General features: G+C 53.9%; 10 protein-coding genes. All 10 read right to left on the minus strand.

All coding sequences use genetic code 11. The annotated features are described in order from the left end of the window. Nucleotides 1-7: 7 nt before the first annotated feature. Nucleotides 8-1,480, minus strand: coding sequence for a ribosome biogenesis GTPase Der (gene der / locus AC07RN_RS09955; protein ID WP_015960001.1), 1,473 nt, complete (start codon nucleotides 1,478-1,480; stop codon nucleotides 8-10). Nucleotides 1,481-1,590: 110 nt separating this feature from the next. Further along, the gene (gene bamB / locus AC07RN_RS09960; protein ID WP_478336243.1) at nucleotides 1,591-2,769 is read right to left on the minus strand and encodes an outer membrane protein assembly factor BamB; all 1,179 of its coding nucleotides are present in this window, start codon (nucleotides 2,767-2,769) and stop codon (nucleotides 1,591-1,593) included. A 10-nt stretch (nucleotides 2,770-2,779) separates the two neighbouring features. After that, the gene (locus tag AC07RN_RS09965) at nucleotides 2,780-3,400 is read right to left on the minus strand and encodes a YfgM family protein (protein ID WP_235133836.1); all 621 of its coding nucleotides are present in this window, start codon (nucleotides 3,398-3,400) and stop codon (nucleotides 2,780-2,782) included. Between the two features lie 13 nt (nucleotides 3,401-3,413). Then, nucleotides 3,414-4,688, minus strand: coding sequence for a histidine--tRNA ligase (hisS, locus tag AC07RN_RS09970; protein ID WP_235133837.1), 1,275 nt, complete (start codon nucleotides 4,686-4,688; stop codon nucleotides 3,414-3,416). A gap of 79 nt (nucleotides 4,689-4,767) precedes the next feature. Next, a complete protein-coding gene (gene ispG, locus AC07RN_RS09975) occupies nucleotides 4,768-5,886 on the minus strand; it encodes a flavodoxin-dependent (E)-4-hydroxy-3-methylbut-2-enyl-diphosphate synthase (RefSeq protein WP_015960005.1) in 1,119 nt (372 codons plus the stop codon). A 26-nt stretch (nucleotides 5,887-5,912) separates the two neighbouring features. After that, the gene (gene rodZ, locus AC07RN_RS09980; protein ID WP_478336244.1) at nucleotides 5,913-6,923 is read right to left on the minus strand and encodes a cytoskeleton protein RodZ; all 1,011 of its coding nucleotides are present in this window, start codon (nucleotides 6,921-6,923) and stop codon (nucleotides 5,913-5,915) included. A gap of 292 nt (nucleotides 6,924-7,215) precedes the next feature. After that, nucleotides 7,216-8,382, minus strand: a complete 1,167-nt coding sequence (rlmN, locus tag AC07RN_RS09985; protein ID WP_133629608.1) for a dual-specificity RNA methyltransferase RlmN — start codon at nucleotides 8,380-8,382, stop codon at nucleotides 7,216-7,218. Nucleotides 8,383-8,529: 147 nt separating this feature from the next. Then, complete coding sequence (ndk, locus tag AC07RN_RS09990; protein WP_015960008.1) at nucleotides 8,530-8,961, minus strand: nucleoside-diphosphate kinase; 432 nt, start codon at nucleotides 8,959-8,961, stop codon at nucleotides 8,530-8,532. A gap of 156 nt (nucleotides 8,962-9,117) precedes the next feature. Next, nucleotides 9,118-11,433 carry a peptidoglycan glycosyltransferase PbpC gene (gene pbpC / locus AC07RN_RS09995; protein WP_478336245.1) on the minus strand — a complete coding sequence of 772 codons (2,316 nt, stop codon included), beginning with the start codon at nucleotides 11,431-11,433 and terminating at the stop codon, nucleotides 9,118-9,120. Nucleotides 11,434-11,443: 10 nt separating this feature from the next. Then, nucleotides 11,444-16,396, minus strand: coding sequence for an alpha-2-macroglobulin family protein (locus AC07RN_RS10000; protein WP_478336246.1), 4,953 nt, complete (start codon nucleotides 16,394-16,396; stop codon nucleotides 11,444-11,446). Nucleotides 16,397-16,415 lie beyond the last annotated feature (19 nt).

The raw sequence follows: 16,415 nt of genomic DNA on the forward strand, positions 1-16,415 counted from the left end.
TGAATCATCATTTACTTTTCTTGATGTGCTTAATTAAACGCTTACGCTTACGCATTTGGTTTGGCGTCAATGTGTTGCGCTTATCTGCAAACGGGTTTTCCCCTTCCTTGAACTGAATTCGGATAGGCGTACCCATCACGTCCAGCGATTTTCGGAAGTAGTTCATCAGGTAGCGTTTGTAGGAATCAGGCAAATCTTTCACCTGGTTGCCGTGAATGACCACGATTGGCGGATTATAACCACCGGCATGAGCATACTTCAGCTTCACACGACGACCACGAACTAACGGCGGCTGATGGTCTTCAGAGGCCATGGTCATAATACGAGTCAGCATTGCGGTGCTCTGACGACGCGTTGAGCTGTCGTAGGCTTCACGAACAGATTCAAACAGGTTGCCCACACCACTACCATGCAGCGCAGAGATAAAGTGAATGCGAGCAAAGTCGATAAAGCCCAGACGGAAGTCCAGCATCTCTTTCACTTGCTCTCTCACATCATTACTCAGGCCGTCCCATTTGTTGACGACGATAACCAGTGAGCGCCCACTATTGAGGATAAAGCCCAACAGAGAGAGATCCTGATCGGAGATACCTTCACGCGCGTCGATCACCAACATGACCACGTTTGCGTCTTCAATCGCCTGCAGCGTTTTGATAACGGAGAATTTTTCCACCACATCGGTGATTTTCCCACGCTTACGCACGCCCGCAGTATCAATCAGCACGTATTCACGCTCGTCACGCTGCATCGGGATATAAATGCTGTCACGCGTGGTGCCAGGCATGTCATAAACCACGACGCGATCTTCACCGAGAATACGGTTAGTTAGCGTTGACTTACCTACGTTTGGACGGCCAACAATCGCTAGCTTGATCGGCAGATCCTGCGGGTTAAAGTCATCCACAGGCTCTTCTTTGCCTTCCACGGCCTCTTCGAATTGCGCCCAATAGGCGGCGTCTTCGTCGATTTCTTCAGGCGGGTTGATTTCGTCAACCCATGGCATCAGCACCGTTTCCAGCAGGCTAGTGACGCCACGACCATGAGAAGCCGCGATCGGATAGATTTCTCCCAGGCCCAAAGCCCAGAAATCCGCGACGGCCTGATCGGCATCAATACCGTCAGTTTTGTTCGCTACCAGGAAGGTTGGCTTTTCGCGAGAACGCAGGTGTTTGGCAATAGCCGTATCGGCTGGCATTAAACCCGCACGGGCATCAACCATGAACAGCACAATGTCCGCTTCTTCGATTGCCAGCAGAGATTGTTCCGCCATACGCGTTTCCACGCCGTCTTCTGTACCATCAATACCACCGGTATCGATACAGATAAACTCTCGTCCTTCCACTTCAGCACGACCGTACTTACGGTCACGAGTCAGCCCCGGGAAATCCGCAACCAGCGCATCACGGGTGCGTGTTAAACGGTTAAAAAGAGTGGATTTTCCAACGTTCGGGCGCCCGACAAGCGCGACCACAGGTACCATGTTTGAAGCCTCATAAAATTCAAAATAACGCCGTATTCACGACGTCTATAAAAACAGTAAAACGGCTCCTGAGTTAACAGGAGCCGTTTATTATACTACAAACGCTACGATTAACGCGTGATTGCGTACAGCGTTCCGTCTTTTGCCTGGATCAGCAGCTTGCCACCAGCAACAACAGGGTCGGTCAGGAAACCTGAACTATCGACTTTCTCCTGTGCTACAAAGCGTCCGTTTTCTGGATCAACCCAGTGCATGTAGCCTTCGCTATCACCTACAACCAGGCTACCATTATACAGCGCCGGTGCGGTCAGCAGACGGTGCAGCAGATCGCTTTGCGTCCACAGCGTGACGCCGCCGTCGGTGTTCAGTGCCAGCAGGCGATCGTTCTGATCGACCAGATAAATGCGATTACCTTCAACGACGAAATCATTCACAGACCCCAGTTCACGTTTCCACATGACCTGGCCGCTGCGCAGATCCAACGCCGTGAGGTTGCCGTTATAAGCCAGCGCATAAACCACATTGTCGACAATGACTGGGGTGGTATCAACATCGCTCAGGCGGTCGATTTCAGTCGGCCCTGTAGCCTGAGAAATACGCTGCTGCCAAATCATCTGGCCTTGCTGCATTAATACGGCGCTCACGCGGCCATTATCACCACCCACGATAGCTGCACCAAAAGCCGTAGCCGGAGCAGATTCACCACGCAGAGAAAGTGCTGGCATGTCCAGGTTAACGGTCCATTTCACAGCACCATCAGCCTCGTTCAGCGCTTGCAACTGACCATTACTGGTGTGAATCAGCACCACACCGTCACTGACGACAGGACGTGACAGCGCTTCACCTGCAACGCGAGATTGCCACGCGACAGAGCCATCATTGGTGTTCAGCGCATAAACCTGGGCTTTCTCGCTACCGACATAAACGTGTCCACCGGAAACGGTCAACCCACCAGAAAGCAGCGCAGGTGCACGAGAGAACCAGCCGTCTTTTTCCGCCAGGTTCACAGACCAGACTTCTTTACCGTCATCCGCATTAAATGCGCGAACGGTGCCTTTGCGGTCAGCCGCATAAACAACGTTGTCAGCAAAAGCTGGATGCAGGTTGGAATAGAAATCACCAATACCGCTACCCACGGAAGAACTCCACGCGGTGGAGGGGGTAAATTGATTTTCAACGGTTGGCAACGGAGACATTTTTACAACATCTTCTTCGCCACTGAACAGTGAACAGCCGCTCAATAACGTAACGGAAAGCAGTCCTGGCAGAAGTAATTTACGCAATTGCATCGGGTCCCTCTCAGACGGACAAATTATTTATTTTCATCTGCATCATTTCGCTCAGCGCAGGTGAGGCGTTACTTTTCACGCCTGATTCCCACGCGCTGCGCGCGCCTTGTTTGTCGCCTTTGCTCAGCAGAGCTTCACCGCGCAGGTCAGCGACAATGGCAGCAAAACCTTCGCCTTTGATGGTGTCGAGCGTTTTCAACGCATCATCAGCCTTTTTCTGCTGAACCTGAATACGGGCAAGACGCAGATTGATCACCGCTTTCAGATTATCATCGCTCGTTGCAGAGAGACCCTGCTGGAGCTGCGCAGCCGCTTTATCCAGTTCGTTCTTATCAACGAATTGTTGAGCAACTTCAAGCGACGCAAGTGCGCCGTAGATGTTTTTATTGTCAGCAGCAAATTTTTCGGCAGCCGTCAGCGTTTGAGGCTGATCGGCGCGAATTGCGCTCACGGTATTTTCGTAAGACAGGGAAGCTCCACGCGCGGAATCAGCCTGATGGCTGTTCCAGTAACGCCAGCCCATCAGCGCGCCCACACCTAAAATTACACCAACAGCCAGGGCTTTGCCGTTTTCAGCAAAAAAGCGTTTAACCGCATCAACCTGGTCGTTTTCGTTCTCGTACATTTCCACGCCGTTCTTCCCCTTAGCCCAGTAAAGTGCGCAAGTGCGCCGCAACGCCATCCTGCGTTACCGTTGTTTGCTCACCAGAGCGCAGGTCTTTCACCACGACTTCACCAGCGGCCACTTCGGACTCACCCAGTACCAGTGCAACACTTGCGCCCCATTTATCAGCACGGGCAAACTGTTTTTTGAAGTTGCCACCGCCGTGGTTGGTCATCAGTTTAACGCCCGGTAGCGCATCGCGCACACGTTCGGCAAACTGCATGGCCGCAGACTGCGTATCCGCACCTGAAGCGACCAGGTATATATCGACAACGGATTCTGCTTTAAATTCCGGATTAACTGCCTGAACCAGCAAAACAAGTCGCTCAAGCCCCATCGCGAAACCAACCGCTGGCGCTGCGCGGCCCCCCAGTTGCTCGACCAGACCGTCATAACGCCCGCCAGCACAGACCGTACCCTGAGAGCCGAGGCTGGTGGTCACCCACTCAAACACGGTGCGGTTGTAGTAATCCAGACCACGTACCAGACGCTGATTCACGGTGTACGCAATGCCAGCAGCTTCAAGCAATTTACACAGACCCGCGAAATGCTCGCGAGACTCTTCATCAAGATAATCACCCAGCGCAGGCGCATCGTTCAACAGTGCCTGAACATCCTGATTTTTGGAATCCAGAACGCGCAGCGGATTGCTATACATACGACGCTGGCAATCTTCATCCAGCTTGTCTTTATGCTGTTCCAGGAACGCAACCAGCGCATCACGGTAGTTCGCGCGTGCTTCCAGGGACCCGATGGAGTTCAACTCCAGCGCAACGTGCTGAGAAATACCCAGCTCACGCCACCAGCGCGCAGTCAGCATGATCAGTTCAGCGTCAATATCCGGGCCTTGCAGACCGAACACTTCGACACCCAACTGGTTAAACTGGCGATAACGGCCTTTTTGCGGACGTTCGTGACGGAACATCGGGCCGATATACCACAGGCGCTGTTCCTGATTGTACAGAAGACCATGTTCGATGCCGGCACGTACGCAGCCCGCCGTTCCCTCAGGACGCAGCGTCAGGCTATCGCCATTGCGGTCCTCAAAGGTATACATCTCTTTTTCAACGACGTCGGTCACTTCGCCGATCGCGCGTTTAAATAACGGGGTCTGCTCTACAATCGGCAAACGGATTTCACTATAACCGTAGCTGCCGAGCACCTGTTTCAGTGTGCCTTCAATGCGCTGCCAGATGGCGGTTTCGCCAGGCAGATAATCGTTCATGCCGCGAATGGCTTGAATGTTTTTTGCCACGTTTATTCTCTTTCTATATACAAAAAAGAACCCTAAGAATGGGTTCAATCATACATGGGAAGCACCGCTTCCCATCACGTTATTTCTCAATCTGCTGAATGCTGATGCGCTGCGCTTCATCCAGTATTGTTGCTTTCGCTCGGATGCGGGCTTCAAGCTGATCGATCATGTCGTTATTATCAAGACGATCCTTACGAATGCCATCTTCATAAAGGCCACTTTTCTTATTCCCACCCGTCACCCCGAGGGTAGACACCAGCGCTTCACCAGGACCGTTAACGACACACCCGATGATCGAGACATCCATTGGCGTAATGAGATCTTCGAGGCGTTGTTCCAGCGCGTTTACCGTACCGATAACGTCAAACTCCTGACGCGAACAGGTTGGACACGCGATAAAATTGATGCCGCGGGCACGAATGCGCAGTGATTTCAAAATATCGAAACCAACTTTGATCTCTTCGACCGGATCGGCCGCTAACGAAACGCGTAACGTGTCGCCGATACCTTCGGAAAGCAACAGCCCCAGACCAATGGCCGACTTAACGGAACCGCTACGCAAACCACCAGCTTCAGTGATCCCAAGGTGCAGCGGCTGTTCGATCTGTTTTGCCAGCAAACGATAGGATTCGACCGCCAGAAACACATCTGACGCTTTAACGCTCACTTTGAACTGATCAAAGTTGAGACGATCGAGATGATCGACATGACGCATGGCTGATTCCAGCAGCGCCTGCGGGGTCGGTTCGCCGTATTTTTCCTGCAGATCTTTTTCCAGCGACCCGGCGTTAACGCCGATGCGGATAGGTATATTTTTATCACGAGCACAATCAACTACTGCGCGGATACGCTCTTCGCTGCCGATGTTACCCGGATTAATACGCAGGCAATCAACGCCGTATTCGGCCACTTTTAGCGCGATGCGATAGTCGAAGTGGATGTCCGCAACCAGCGGAACATTGACCTGCTGCTTGATGAGTTTGAATGCTTCAGCCGCATCCATTGTCGGCACGGAAACGCGAACAATATCCGCACCTACGCGCTCTAATGCTTTGATTTGATTAACTGTCGCAGCAACATCCGTGGTGCGGGTGTTGGTCATCGACTGGACGGCGATAGGTGCACCATCGCCAATCGGCACATTCCCAACGTAGATCCGTTTGGATTTCCTACGTTGAATCGGAGCCTGGTTATGCATGAAAAGTCTCCCGCGTTACTCGCCTATTACTGTGCTACAGATTGTTCGGCACTAACGGTAAGACGCGCAACCTGGTTTGTTCTGATAAAACGGCTTAGATCGACAGGTTTACCTTGATACTGGATCTGTACCGCAGATGGAGCGCCAATTTTAAGCTTATACGGCGCCTGACCCGTTAGATTTAACGTGCCATCTTTACGCTGCAAACCGCTGAACAGCTTTTTACCTGTCGCGTCTGTCACTTCAAGCCAGCAGTCGGCAGAGAAGTTCATGACCAGCGCGTTGGCATCAGCAGTCGTTGCTGCAACGCCAGCCTGATCGGTAGGCAGTGGCTGAGTAAGGTTAGCATTGCCAGTCGTTGTGGGGGTTACCGCCGGTGCAGAATCAACGTTCGCCTGAGAAGGCGATACCACTGCGTTTTGCGCAGCAGTCTGATCTGGCGTCATAGCAGGCGCTGGAGTCTGGACAGGCTCGACAGTCTGAGAATCCGTCTCAGCGGTTTGAGGTTCGCTTGACGTCGAAGCGCTGTCAGTGTTTAACGGCACGCTTTGCGCGCCGTTGTTGCCGGAATTATTCAATGCCGCCGAAGATTGATCGGCCATGGTGGTGATCTCTTCCTGCTGCGCTTTATGGTTTTGCCACCACCAGGCGCCAGTCAGGCCAATAACCACAAACAGAACCAGCCAGGTAAAACTCATTAACCAGCCGTCACGTTTTTTACGACGTTTGCCCAGAGAGAAGGTCTGCATCGGAGCGACTTTCGCCGCGCGAACCGGTGCATGTTTTTCCATCATCGGCAACAGTTCTTCTTCGGGGATATGCACCAGTTTTGCATAAGAACGGATGTAACCACGCAGAAACGTTGAAGCAAGATCGGCAGGTGCCTTATCTTCTTCAATATCGCGAACCGTGGAAACTTTCAGGCACAAGCGTTCTGCAACAGCTTGCTGGCTGAGTCCGAGTTGTTCACGGGCGTTGCGAAGACGAACGCCAGTGGAGAGTGCTTCAGTTTTATCGTGAGTGGCTTCAGTATTCATTCGCTACAACTACTGGTACGTGTAAATTAGGATTCAGGTGCCGGTCAGTCACAATGCCACCCGCACCGCGAAACTTCTGGTCAATTAACCTTAGACAGACAGTATAGGACTGCCAGGCCTTAGTTTACAGTGCAGCTCAACTCGCGAAGCTAAACTGTTGTTACGACGTTACATACTGCCTTAAAGTCGTCAGAAACGCACCGTAATTATTAAGTGATTACAACGAATCTGACTGATTATTCAGTAAGCTGATGCTTCACGGCGCAAAGCATGCGCCGTGACTGCATGATAATCAAACAGCTTTAACGTCGATTGTCTCGCCCTGCATACGCTTACGCAGCGTGCGTTTGGTGCGGTCAATCACATCGCCCGCCAGCTGTCCGCAGGCTGCATCAATGTCATCGCCACGGGTTTTACGCACGATAGTGGTAAATCCATAATCCATCAGCACTTTAGAGAAACGGTCAATACGACTGTTCGAGCTACGTCCATATGGCGCGCCCGGGAACGGGTTCCATGGGATCAGGTTGATTTTACACGGTGTGTCTTTCAGCAGCTCTGCCAGCTGATGTGCATGATCGGTTTCATCATTCACATGATCCAACATCACATACTCGATAGTGACGCGGCCCTGATTCGCATTGGACTTGGCAAGGTAGCGGCGCACGGCAGCGAGGAAGGTTTCGATATTGTACTTTTTGTTGATCGGTACAATTTCATCACGGATTTCATCGTTGGGTGCATGCAAAGAGATCGCCAGTGCAACGTCAATCATGTCGCCCAGCTTATCCAGCGCAGGAACGACACCAGACGTGGAGAGCGTCACACGGCGTTTGGACAGACCAAAACCGAAATCGTCCAGCATGATTTCCATCGCCGGAACGACGTTAGTCAGGTTCAGCAGCGGTTCACCCATGCCCATCATCACCACATTGGTGATAGGACGCGTGCCCGTAACTTTAGCCGCGCCAACGATTTTCGCTGCGCGCCACACCTGCCCGATAATTTCTGAAACGCGCAGGTTACGGTTAAAGCCCTGCTGGGCCGTTGAACAGAATTTGCACTCAAGTGCACAACCCACCTGAGAGGAAACGCACAGCGTCGCGCGATCTTCTTCCGGGATATAAACCGTTTCAACACGCTGATCGCCAACTGCAATCGCCCATTTGATAGTGCCGTCGGCAGAGCGTTGCTCTTCGACCACTTCAGGTGCGCGGATTTCAGCGACATCTTTCAGCTTGTTACGCAGCACTTTGTTGATGTCCGTCATGTCATCAAAGTTGTCGCTGCAATAATGGTACATCCACTTCATGACCTGATCGGCACGAAAAGGCTTTTCGCCCATTTCCAGAAAGAACTCGCGCATCTGCTGGCGGTTCAGATCCAGCAGGTTGATTTTTCCATTTTTATTGGGAACCGCGACAGTGGCGACTTCTGAGGTATTCACTAATTCAGACATAATATTTTCCGGCCTCGTTGTTACACGTTATGGCCCGTGGAGGGTTAAAAAGAAACGCCCCGGTGAGCAGTCTGCTCTTCCGGGGCGTAGCATTGTACAAATTCTGGCGCAGGGATGCCACGTTTGCACGCAGCATTTACGAAAAAATTAACGTGTGCGTGGACACACTTCGCCTTCAGCGAAGAAATAAGCGATTTCGCGCGCGGCAGATTCAACTGAATCAGAACCGTGAGTTCCGTTCTCAGTGAAGCTATCAGCATAATCAGCGCGCAGAGTACCCGCCAGGGCGTTAGCCGGGTTGGTCGCACCCAGCAGATCGCGGTGACGCTGTACTGCATTTTCGCTTTCCAGTACGGAAACAACGATTGGGCCGGAAGTCATGAACTCAACCAGACCGTCGAAGAAAGGTTTACCGTCATGCTCTGCATAGAAACCGCGAGCCTGTTCAACGGTCAGATGCAGCATTTTGGTGCCTACGATTTTGAACCCTGCAGATTCAAAGCGAGCAAAGATGCTGCCAATAACGTTTTTTGCCACCGCGTTTGGCTTAATGATGGAAAAAGTACGTTCAATAGTCATGATAACCCCTGTAATTTGTTCTGTTGTTTTGCATACGTCTGTATGACCTGGCGCGGATTATAGAGAGCATTAGCCCTATTGCCTATGGATCTAAGTAACATTTTTTTAAAATAAGACGAGCTTTAGCAACAGACCACATCGACGATTTGCTTTTATTCACTGCAGGACGAAGTTCACTGTGGCAACCTGCCCCGTTTCATCCATGATCAGTACCTGATAATCGCCTGCTTTATCAAGCTGCAAAGTGTAAGCGCTCCCCTGAACATCCAAAGGCTCGCCATTCAGGAACCACCAGCGCCTCCCTTCCCCACCAAATGTGGCGAGCGGTAACGATACGCGCGATTCGCCAGGCAAACGTTTGATAACAGCCCCCTCACGCACCCCGGATAACTGGAAGGGCGCGGGTGAATCCTGCGCCAAAGGGGGACAAACCGAAGATGCTAATGGGATACGCGCCTGTCTTCGCTCTGAAGTAGGCAGCCATGGCTCAAGCGGTAGCGGCCAGACGTCCAGGACTTTTTCTTGCGCACCAGGGCAATCGGCGGCGACGCGCTTGCCCTCGTTATCTACCCAAATTGGAAAACGAATTCCCCGAATACCCTCCTGCTCCGGCAGCAACAGCGTTGGCGGCTGGCTGCCGTCAAGCAGCCATGTCGACAACCGGCGACGACAGTTTTCACTCCCAACGGGCAGCGATTGGCCACCCGGCCAGCAAATCACGCCGCGCCCCACGGAGTCTGGGCGCAAGTCACGCGGCAAGTGTGACTCGTCAATCGCCGAGTTAGACTGAAGCAAGTTGTTGACCTGATTCAGCAGCGGAACGGCGCTGGCAAACCCAAACTGCCCGGCGACAGGGGTCCCGTCGGGGCGTCCCGTCCAGATACCGATTATATAACGCGCGTTCAAACCCACCGCCCAGGCATCGCGATAGCCATAGCTGGTGCCGGTTTTCCACGCCAGCGGGGCAACCTGCGGCAGCGCGGCATCGGGCAGCGGCTGCGACTCATTGGCTAAAATACGCCGAATAATCCAGGCAGCGCCCGGCGAAAGTAACGGTCGTTCGACTAGCGGATCGCCTGGCTGGACGCGCAATCGACCGGCTTTACCATGCCGGGCAAACGCACTGTAGGCTGCCGTAATATCGGCAAGCCGCGCCCCTGCTCCGCCAAGAATGAGTGATAAATTTGGCTGTGCGCCTGCGGGGAGGAGTAGTGGTAAGCCTGCGTTACTGAGTAATCCTGCAAAACGTTTTGGCCCGTAAGCTTCCAGAACTTGCACGGCGGGTAGATTCAGCGAACGGACCAGTGCTTCACTCATGCTGACAGGACCGTGAAATCCGCTGTCGAAATTACCCGGCCGATAATCTCCCGTTCGGCGCGGAACATCCTGCAGCAGAGAAGCGGGATGAATCAGGCCATCGTCCAGCGCCATTCCGTAGATAAAGGGCTTCAGCACCGATCCCGGCGATCGGATCGCATTGACCATATCAACATGGCTAAAACGGCTGTCATCGGTGATGTCTACCGACCCCACCCAGCCGCGCACCTTCATATTGGTATGATTCACTACGATCATCGCCAATGAGCTGCGCGACGGGAGCCGGGATTTCCAGTTGATCGCCAGCTCTTCCAGTTGTCGCTGAAGGGAGGCATCCAGAGTGGTTACAATTTTATTTTCGCGGCTTTTGTTGAGCATCATGCGCGAGAACAGCGGCGCTAATTGCGGCATCTGTCGTGGAGCAAGCCAGACTGGTTCTTCTCGCGACTCTTTAACCTGCTGCGCAGTCCAGACGCCTTGCGTCACCATGCGCTCCAGGACTTTATTCCTGGCTGCTTCAGCACGATCCGGCCAGCGGTCTGGGCGCAGGCGGCTCGGTGCCTGAGGGAGCACCGCCAGAAGCGCGGCTTCTGAATAACTCAACTGGGCGGGGGATTTACCAAGATAAGCCCAACTTGCGGCACCAACGCCTTGTAGCGTCCCGCCAAATGGGGCGCGATTAAGATAAAGCGTGAGGATATCGCGCTTGGAAAGATGCCATTCCAGCTGCATGGCACGCCATAGCTGGCGGATTTTGCCGCCAAAGGTGCGCGGATGAGGGTCAAGAAGCCGCGCTACCTGCATAGTGAGCGTGCTGCCACCCGACACGACTTTACCCGAACGCAAATCCTGCCAGGCCGCGCGCATGACTGAAAAGGGGTTTACACCAGGATGATCCCAGAACCAGCGATCCTCATACTGGATCAGGGCTTCAAGATAGCGCGGAGAAACGTCTTCAATGGTGACGGGATAGCGCCAGATCCCTTCGCTATCCGCAAATCGCCAAAGTGGAATTCCTTTTTCATCTGTGACCACGCGCGCGGGACTGACCTCTTTTAAAGGCAACGGCCACAGGCGATCGGCAGCGAAAACTAGCCCCCATAAAATAAGAAGAGCGCCCGCCAGCCATAGCCAGCGGGAGCGTCTCAGATGCATTGACCGCACGTTACGGAACGACAATCAGCGGGCCACTTGCCGCACCTGTTGCCCGCCACTGCGGAACATACATGGACTCCACCAGAGGAACCGGAACCTGGTATGTTCCCGGCGTGACAGCGCGGGCCAGATAGACCAGCGTAACAGGTTGTCCTTCGTTTACCGGGACCGCCGCAACGAAGCGATCGTCGCGGAACTCCATATGCTGGATATCGGCCTGCTGCATCTGGCTAAGCAGATTCTGGACTTCACTGCCGCTGTCTTGCAGGCTGGCGCTACTGCTGGCCAGGTTTTGGTTTTCAAGCTCAAGCCCGGCAGGCAATAAGTCGACAACCAGTGCATCAGGGACATTCTGGTTGGCTTTGACTTCTAGCCAGACCAGTACCAGTTCGCCGCTTTTTAGAGAAGAGAGCGATTTAGTGCTGCCATCGGTGGCCAGAATATGGCGTTCAATTTGCAGAACGTTTGAACTCGGCTGCGGTGCATATTCCGGATACCCCGAGGTATCAAGACGTACCCATAACGGCCCCGTCCCGCTGTTTGTGACCTGCAATGTGGCAAGCCGATCGCCCGCGACATTTTGCACCTGCGCGCGATCGCCACTGAGCGCACTTTCCGCCAGGCTGGTCGTTGCCTGCCATTTTCCTGAAAGCGTCTGTAACGAACGTCCGGCCAGGAACAGGGCATTGCTTTCCTGAGTCGACAGCCAGCGCTGGCTGAATGCCTGTTCTGATAGAACATTCAGCAAGCTATTTTGCGCATCCGGCAACAGCTTGTACTCTTCCAGCAGCGAAAGCATCAGCGCATTATCACGCAGCTGGCTACCATAATCTGCCATCCAGTTTCTGGAATCACTCCGCGGAGTTTTAAGCGCTAAATCCAGTGCCTGCTGGCTTCGCGGTGCGTCACCCATCAGCTTCAGCGCCATACCTAACTGCATCAACGGAAGCCCTGAAGCGGCCTGATCATGGCGCTGCCAGATTTCACGCAGCGCCCCCAGCGGCGCTTTTTGCTGACGCGCCAGCACCAGCGCAGCATAAGCCTGCACGGCAAATTTACTCGCCTGCGCATTATCGCTGTAGCGAATCGACATCATGCCGGGATCTTGCAGATAGCGCAGCAGACGGCTGTTGGCATTATTGATGGCATCAACCGGCACGCTGTAGCCCTGCTCACCGGCACGTACCAGGAAGTCAGTGACGTATGCGGTGAGCCAATACTCTTCCGGGCCGTTCTTATCCCATAAAGCAAAACCACCCTCGTCGCGCTGCATTTGCAGCAAGCGCGAGATGCCAATATCAATGGCCGCACGCCGTTTATCGTCCGTGTCTCCTTTGATGCCAAGCGCGGCGAGTTGCGCTGCATTGGTATAAAGCGACGGGAACAACCCGCTGGCGGTTTGCTCCAGACAGCCATAAGGGTAAGCCTGTAACTCGCGGATGTAACGCGCCAGATTTAGCGGCGGCTTACCGCTGAGCAGCAATTGCCCTTGCAGGGTTGCCGGAGAGAACCCGCTAAAATGTTGGGCAGGTGCCGTCCAGCTTTCGCCCGGATTGAGCATCGCCCCCGTATTGACCGTTTGTGCCGGGAATGCCGGACGCACGCCGATTTTCCAGCTCTTCTGCTGAGCAGCGAACGTCTCGCCCGGAAGCGTCAAGCCTGAGACTTGTGCAGCGATTTCGCCGTCACCGTAGCCTTCCAGGGCGCGCACCGGAATAAAGAGTGTGGTTCGCGCACCTGGTGCTAATTTAACCGGCTGCGGTTGACCGCCTTCAAGAGCCATCAGCCCTGAAACGTTCAGCGCGACGTTCAGCGTTTGCGGCTGGTCGGTAAGGTTAGTGAGATCGAGCGTTAATCGTGTGGTATCGCCGCTGGCCAGGAAACGTGGCATGTTCAGCTCAGTAATGACGGGCGCGGCGACGATCACTTTGCTTTCATTGCTGCCGAAGTCATCCTCGGTCCAGGCCTGCGCCATTAGCCGTAGCTCGCCGTTGAAATCACCAATCGGTAAAGAAACCGTTCCTTCTCCGTTGGCATCCAGCACGACGGGTTGCGCCTGTTGAGCGATAATAGTGACATGATTCACCGGTGGTTTACCGCCGCGTTTCAGTTCATCACCATCGCCACCAAAGCGCAGCGCTGCCAGTCGGCCCTGCCCTTCAATCACCTGTCCATAGATATCGTAAATATCTGCTCCGTAGCGTTTCTGACCGAAGAAGGCCTGCCACGGATCCGGCGTGACGTAATCGGTAATATTCAACACACCGCTATCCACAGCAGAAACCAGTACGTTCACTTTTTGAGGTACTGTCCCCTCTTTTACGCTGGCTTTCACTTTTACCGACAGCGTTTGATTCGGACGCATTTTCTGCGGATTATCCAGCGCGATATTCAGACGGCGATTCTCATCTCCCATCGGCAGATGCAGCAATCCCACAGCACGTTTTGGTGTGGCCGATTTGGATTTGTCACCCGGGCGAACCACCAGTGTGCTCAGGTACAGATCGTGGCGCTTCCAGGTTTTGTCGACCGGTATGGACAGATCCAGCCCATTTGCCGGCACGTCGATCTCCTTCCACCATAGCGGACCTTCGCTGGACTCGATCATCGCATAGCCTTTACCTGCGGCCGGTGCGGCGATATGTAACTTAATAGTATCGCCCGGTTGATAGGCGGGTTTGTCGAGCTTCAGTGTCACGCGATCCGGACGAGCCGCACCGGTGCCGTCGCTGTTGTCCTGCCAGCTGTAACCGGCCCAGAATCGTACGCTACTGACCACGTTGTCTGGCGCTTTGACTTCCAGCCTGTATGAACCCCACTCCACGGGGAACGTCACTTTGCCCGTCTCGTCGGCTGCCAGCGTCATCTCCTGCTCGCCTTCAACCAGCTCTTTTTGGTCGAACTGGGACATCCAGCCTTCGCTTTCCGACCAGTTCCAGTAGTAATCACGGCGCTCGCGGATCAAACGAACCTGTAAACCCGACACAGCTTTTTTAGCTCCGCTGGCATCGGCATAGACGATATCGAAACTGGCGTTACCGTTTTCATCAACAATGGGCTGATTCACCGTGGTGTCGGTTCGGTAGTCATACACTGCTTTGCTGGCAAACTGCGGGCGAATACCCGGAAGCGTCTCCGCAGGCCAGATCGCCTGCTCCGCACGACGGGTTATCGGACGGCCACCGGATTCCAGCAGGCTCGCCTGAAGAATAAGCTGCAGCGGTGAATGGGTCTCTTTCCACTGGCTCTCGGTTGAAACCTGTCCTCTCCCCATTTCATCGAGCGTCAATTGCACTTCATCCAGACTGCGGCTGAGATTCTCTTCTGCAATGTCGCCAAACTGGAAGCCAGGTAATGCGCTGACAGCTTCACGCAATGGGCGCAGGAACAGCTGCCCTTGCAGGCTATTTCCATTGGCCGGCGCACCGTAAAGGTAATAACCCACAACGTTGAAATTCACTTCGTCTTGTGGCGAAAGAGGCGTTTTCTGCGTTTTCAGGTCAAGCGCCATGCGCTCTGGCATAAAATCTTCAACATGGAAATCCCACATCCGCTGCTGGTTGTCGCCCGTATTCGCGCGAATATGCCACATGCCGGTTTGGGCACCGCTATCCAGCGGATAATTGAAGCGATACAACCCGTTTTCTGGCTGGCTGACAAACGTGCGCGCCACTTGCCCATCGGGACGAAGGACTTCGAGCTTCACAGGCTGATCGGGAAGCGGTTTGCCGTCACTGTCACGCAGCAAACCGTTGAGAATGACCGTTTCGCCCGGACGATAGAGATCGCGTGGGCTAAACATAAAGAATTGTTTGCTGAAACCGGGCGCACCGGCAATATCAAACTCAGCCAGATCGAGCGCCGGGAGTTTCAGATCGAGCAGCGTCGTTTGCCCGTCTTTGCGCGCCAGGATCAACGCGGCCTCTTTATCGGTTTCGAGCTTCGCGTGTCCATCCGCATCACTGGTGCCTTGCGCCAGGGTTTGCCCCTTATCGTTTAGCAGCGTGACTTCGATTCCCGATTGCGCAGCGCCGTTTTCCAGGCCCTGGGTGAAGATATCAAGACGATTGTGGTAGCGATGCGCAGACAGGCCGATGTCGCTCAGAGTAAAAAGCGTGGCGGCATTGCTGTAGTTGTAATGCCCGGCCTGATTCATTACGGCGATGTAGACACCTGACTGCTGCAACGGCTTGATATCACGCAGCGGGAGCAGCAGTTTTTCACGGGTGTTACGCGCCGGGTTCAGGTCAAAACGTCCGGTATAAACCAGCTCTGCCATTTTGAGTAGATTATCGGACTCCCAGTTGGTCAGGGAATTGCGGTATTCCCACTGGCTGACAAATGCCGCCAGCGACTCCGGCTTAATTCGATAGAAATTGACGTCCACATTGTTGACGTTCAGGGACATGACCGGCAAGCCTTCAACCACTTTTCCCGGCAGGAGTGAACCCCGGCTGGCAAACCCCACACTGGGTTCAATGTCGCGCGTAGTCAGGGCCTTTTCGTAATCAATCCCAAACGTGGCTTTGTTCAGTGCCTGAAGGTCACGCTCGATAGTCACCACCAGATTGCGGTTCGGCTCCAGGTGACGCAGGCGCAACTCTTTAAGCGTGGGGGAGAGTTCCCACGCGCCGTCCACTTTGCCGCTTTTTTTATCGACGACATGAACGGTACGGGCGAAATCTTGATCAGGATTGAGCGGGACAGAGAAGGTCAGCACCAGGGTTGATGCGCCGTCGAGCTGCACTTCCGACGCATCCAACAGCGTTAGCGCTTTCCCCTGGCTTTGCGCAGCCAGTTTCGCCAGCTTTTCACCATCAGGTTTTTCAGCGGTTTTTGAAGGCGCGGCGGCCGATGCAGCGGGTGCAGCGGCCTGAGTTTTATCGTCGCTGTTGTCACAACCGAAGAGTGTGAACGCGGAAAATAGAGCCAGCGAAAGTGCGGCTATACGAAACGGTTTCATCTTATATCCCTGGCCTGTG

It is taken from the genome of Lelliottia sp. GFLA7 (genome assembly GCF_056490165.1).

Bases quoted from the DNA above. Each gene is read 5' to 3' on its own strand.
- ispG (WP_015960005.1), bottom strand. From the start codon at position 5,886: ATGCATAACCAGGCTCCGATTCAACGTAGGAAATCCAAACGGATCTAC.
- rodZ (WP_478336244.1), bottom strand. From the start codon at position 6,923: ATGAATACTGAAGCCACTCACGATAAAACTGAAGCACTCTCCACTGGC.
- ndk (WP_015960008.1), bottom strand. From the start codon at position 8,961: ATGACTATTGAACGTACTTTTTCCATCATTAAGCCAAACGCGGTGGCA.
- pbpC (WP_478336245.1), bottom strand. From the start codon at position 11,433: ATGCATCTGAGACGCTCCCGCTGGCTATGGCTGGCGGGCGCTCTTCTT.
- rlmN (WP_133629608.1), bottom strand. From the start codon at position 8,382: ATGTCTGAATTAGTGAATACCTCAGAAGTCGCCACTGTCGCGGTTCCC.
- der (WP_015960001.1), bottom strand. From the start codon at position 1,480: ATGGTACCTGTGGTCGCGCTTGTCGGGCGCCCGAACGTTGGAAAATCC.
- bamB (WP_478336243.1), bottom strand. From the start codon at position 2,769: ATGCAATTGCGTAAATTACTTCTGCCAGGACTGCTTTCCGTTACGTTA.
- AC07RN_RS10000 (WP_478336246.1), bottom strand. From the start codon at position 16,396: ATGAAACCGTTTCGTATAGCCGCACTTTCGCTGGCTCTATTTTCCGCG.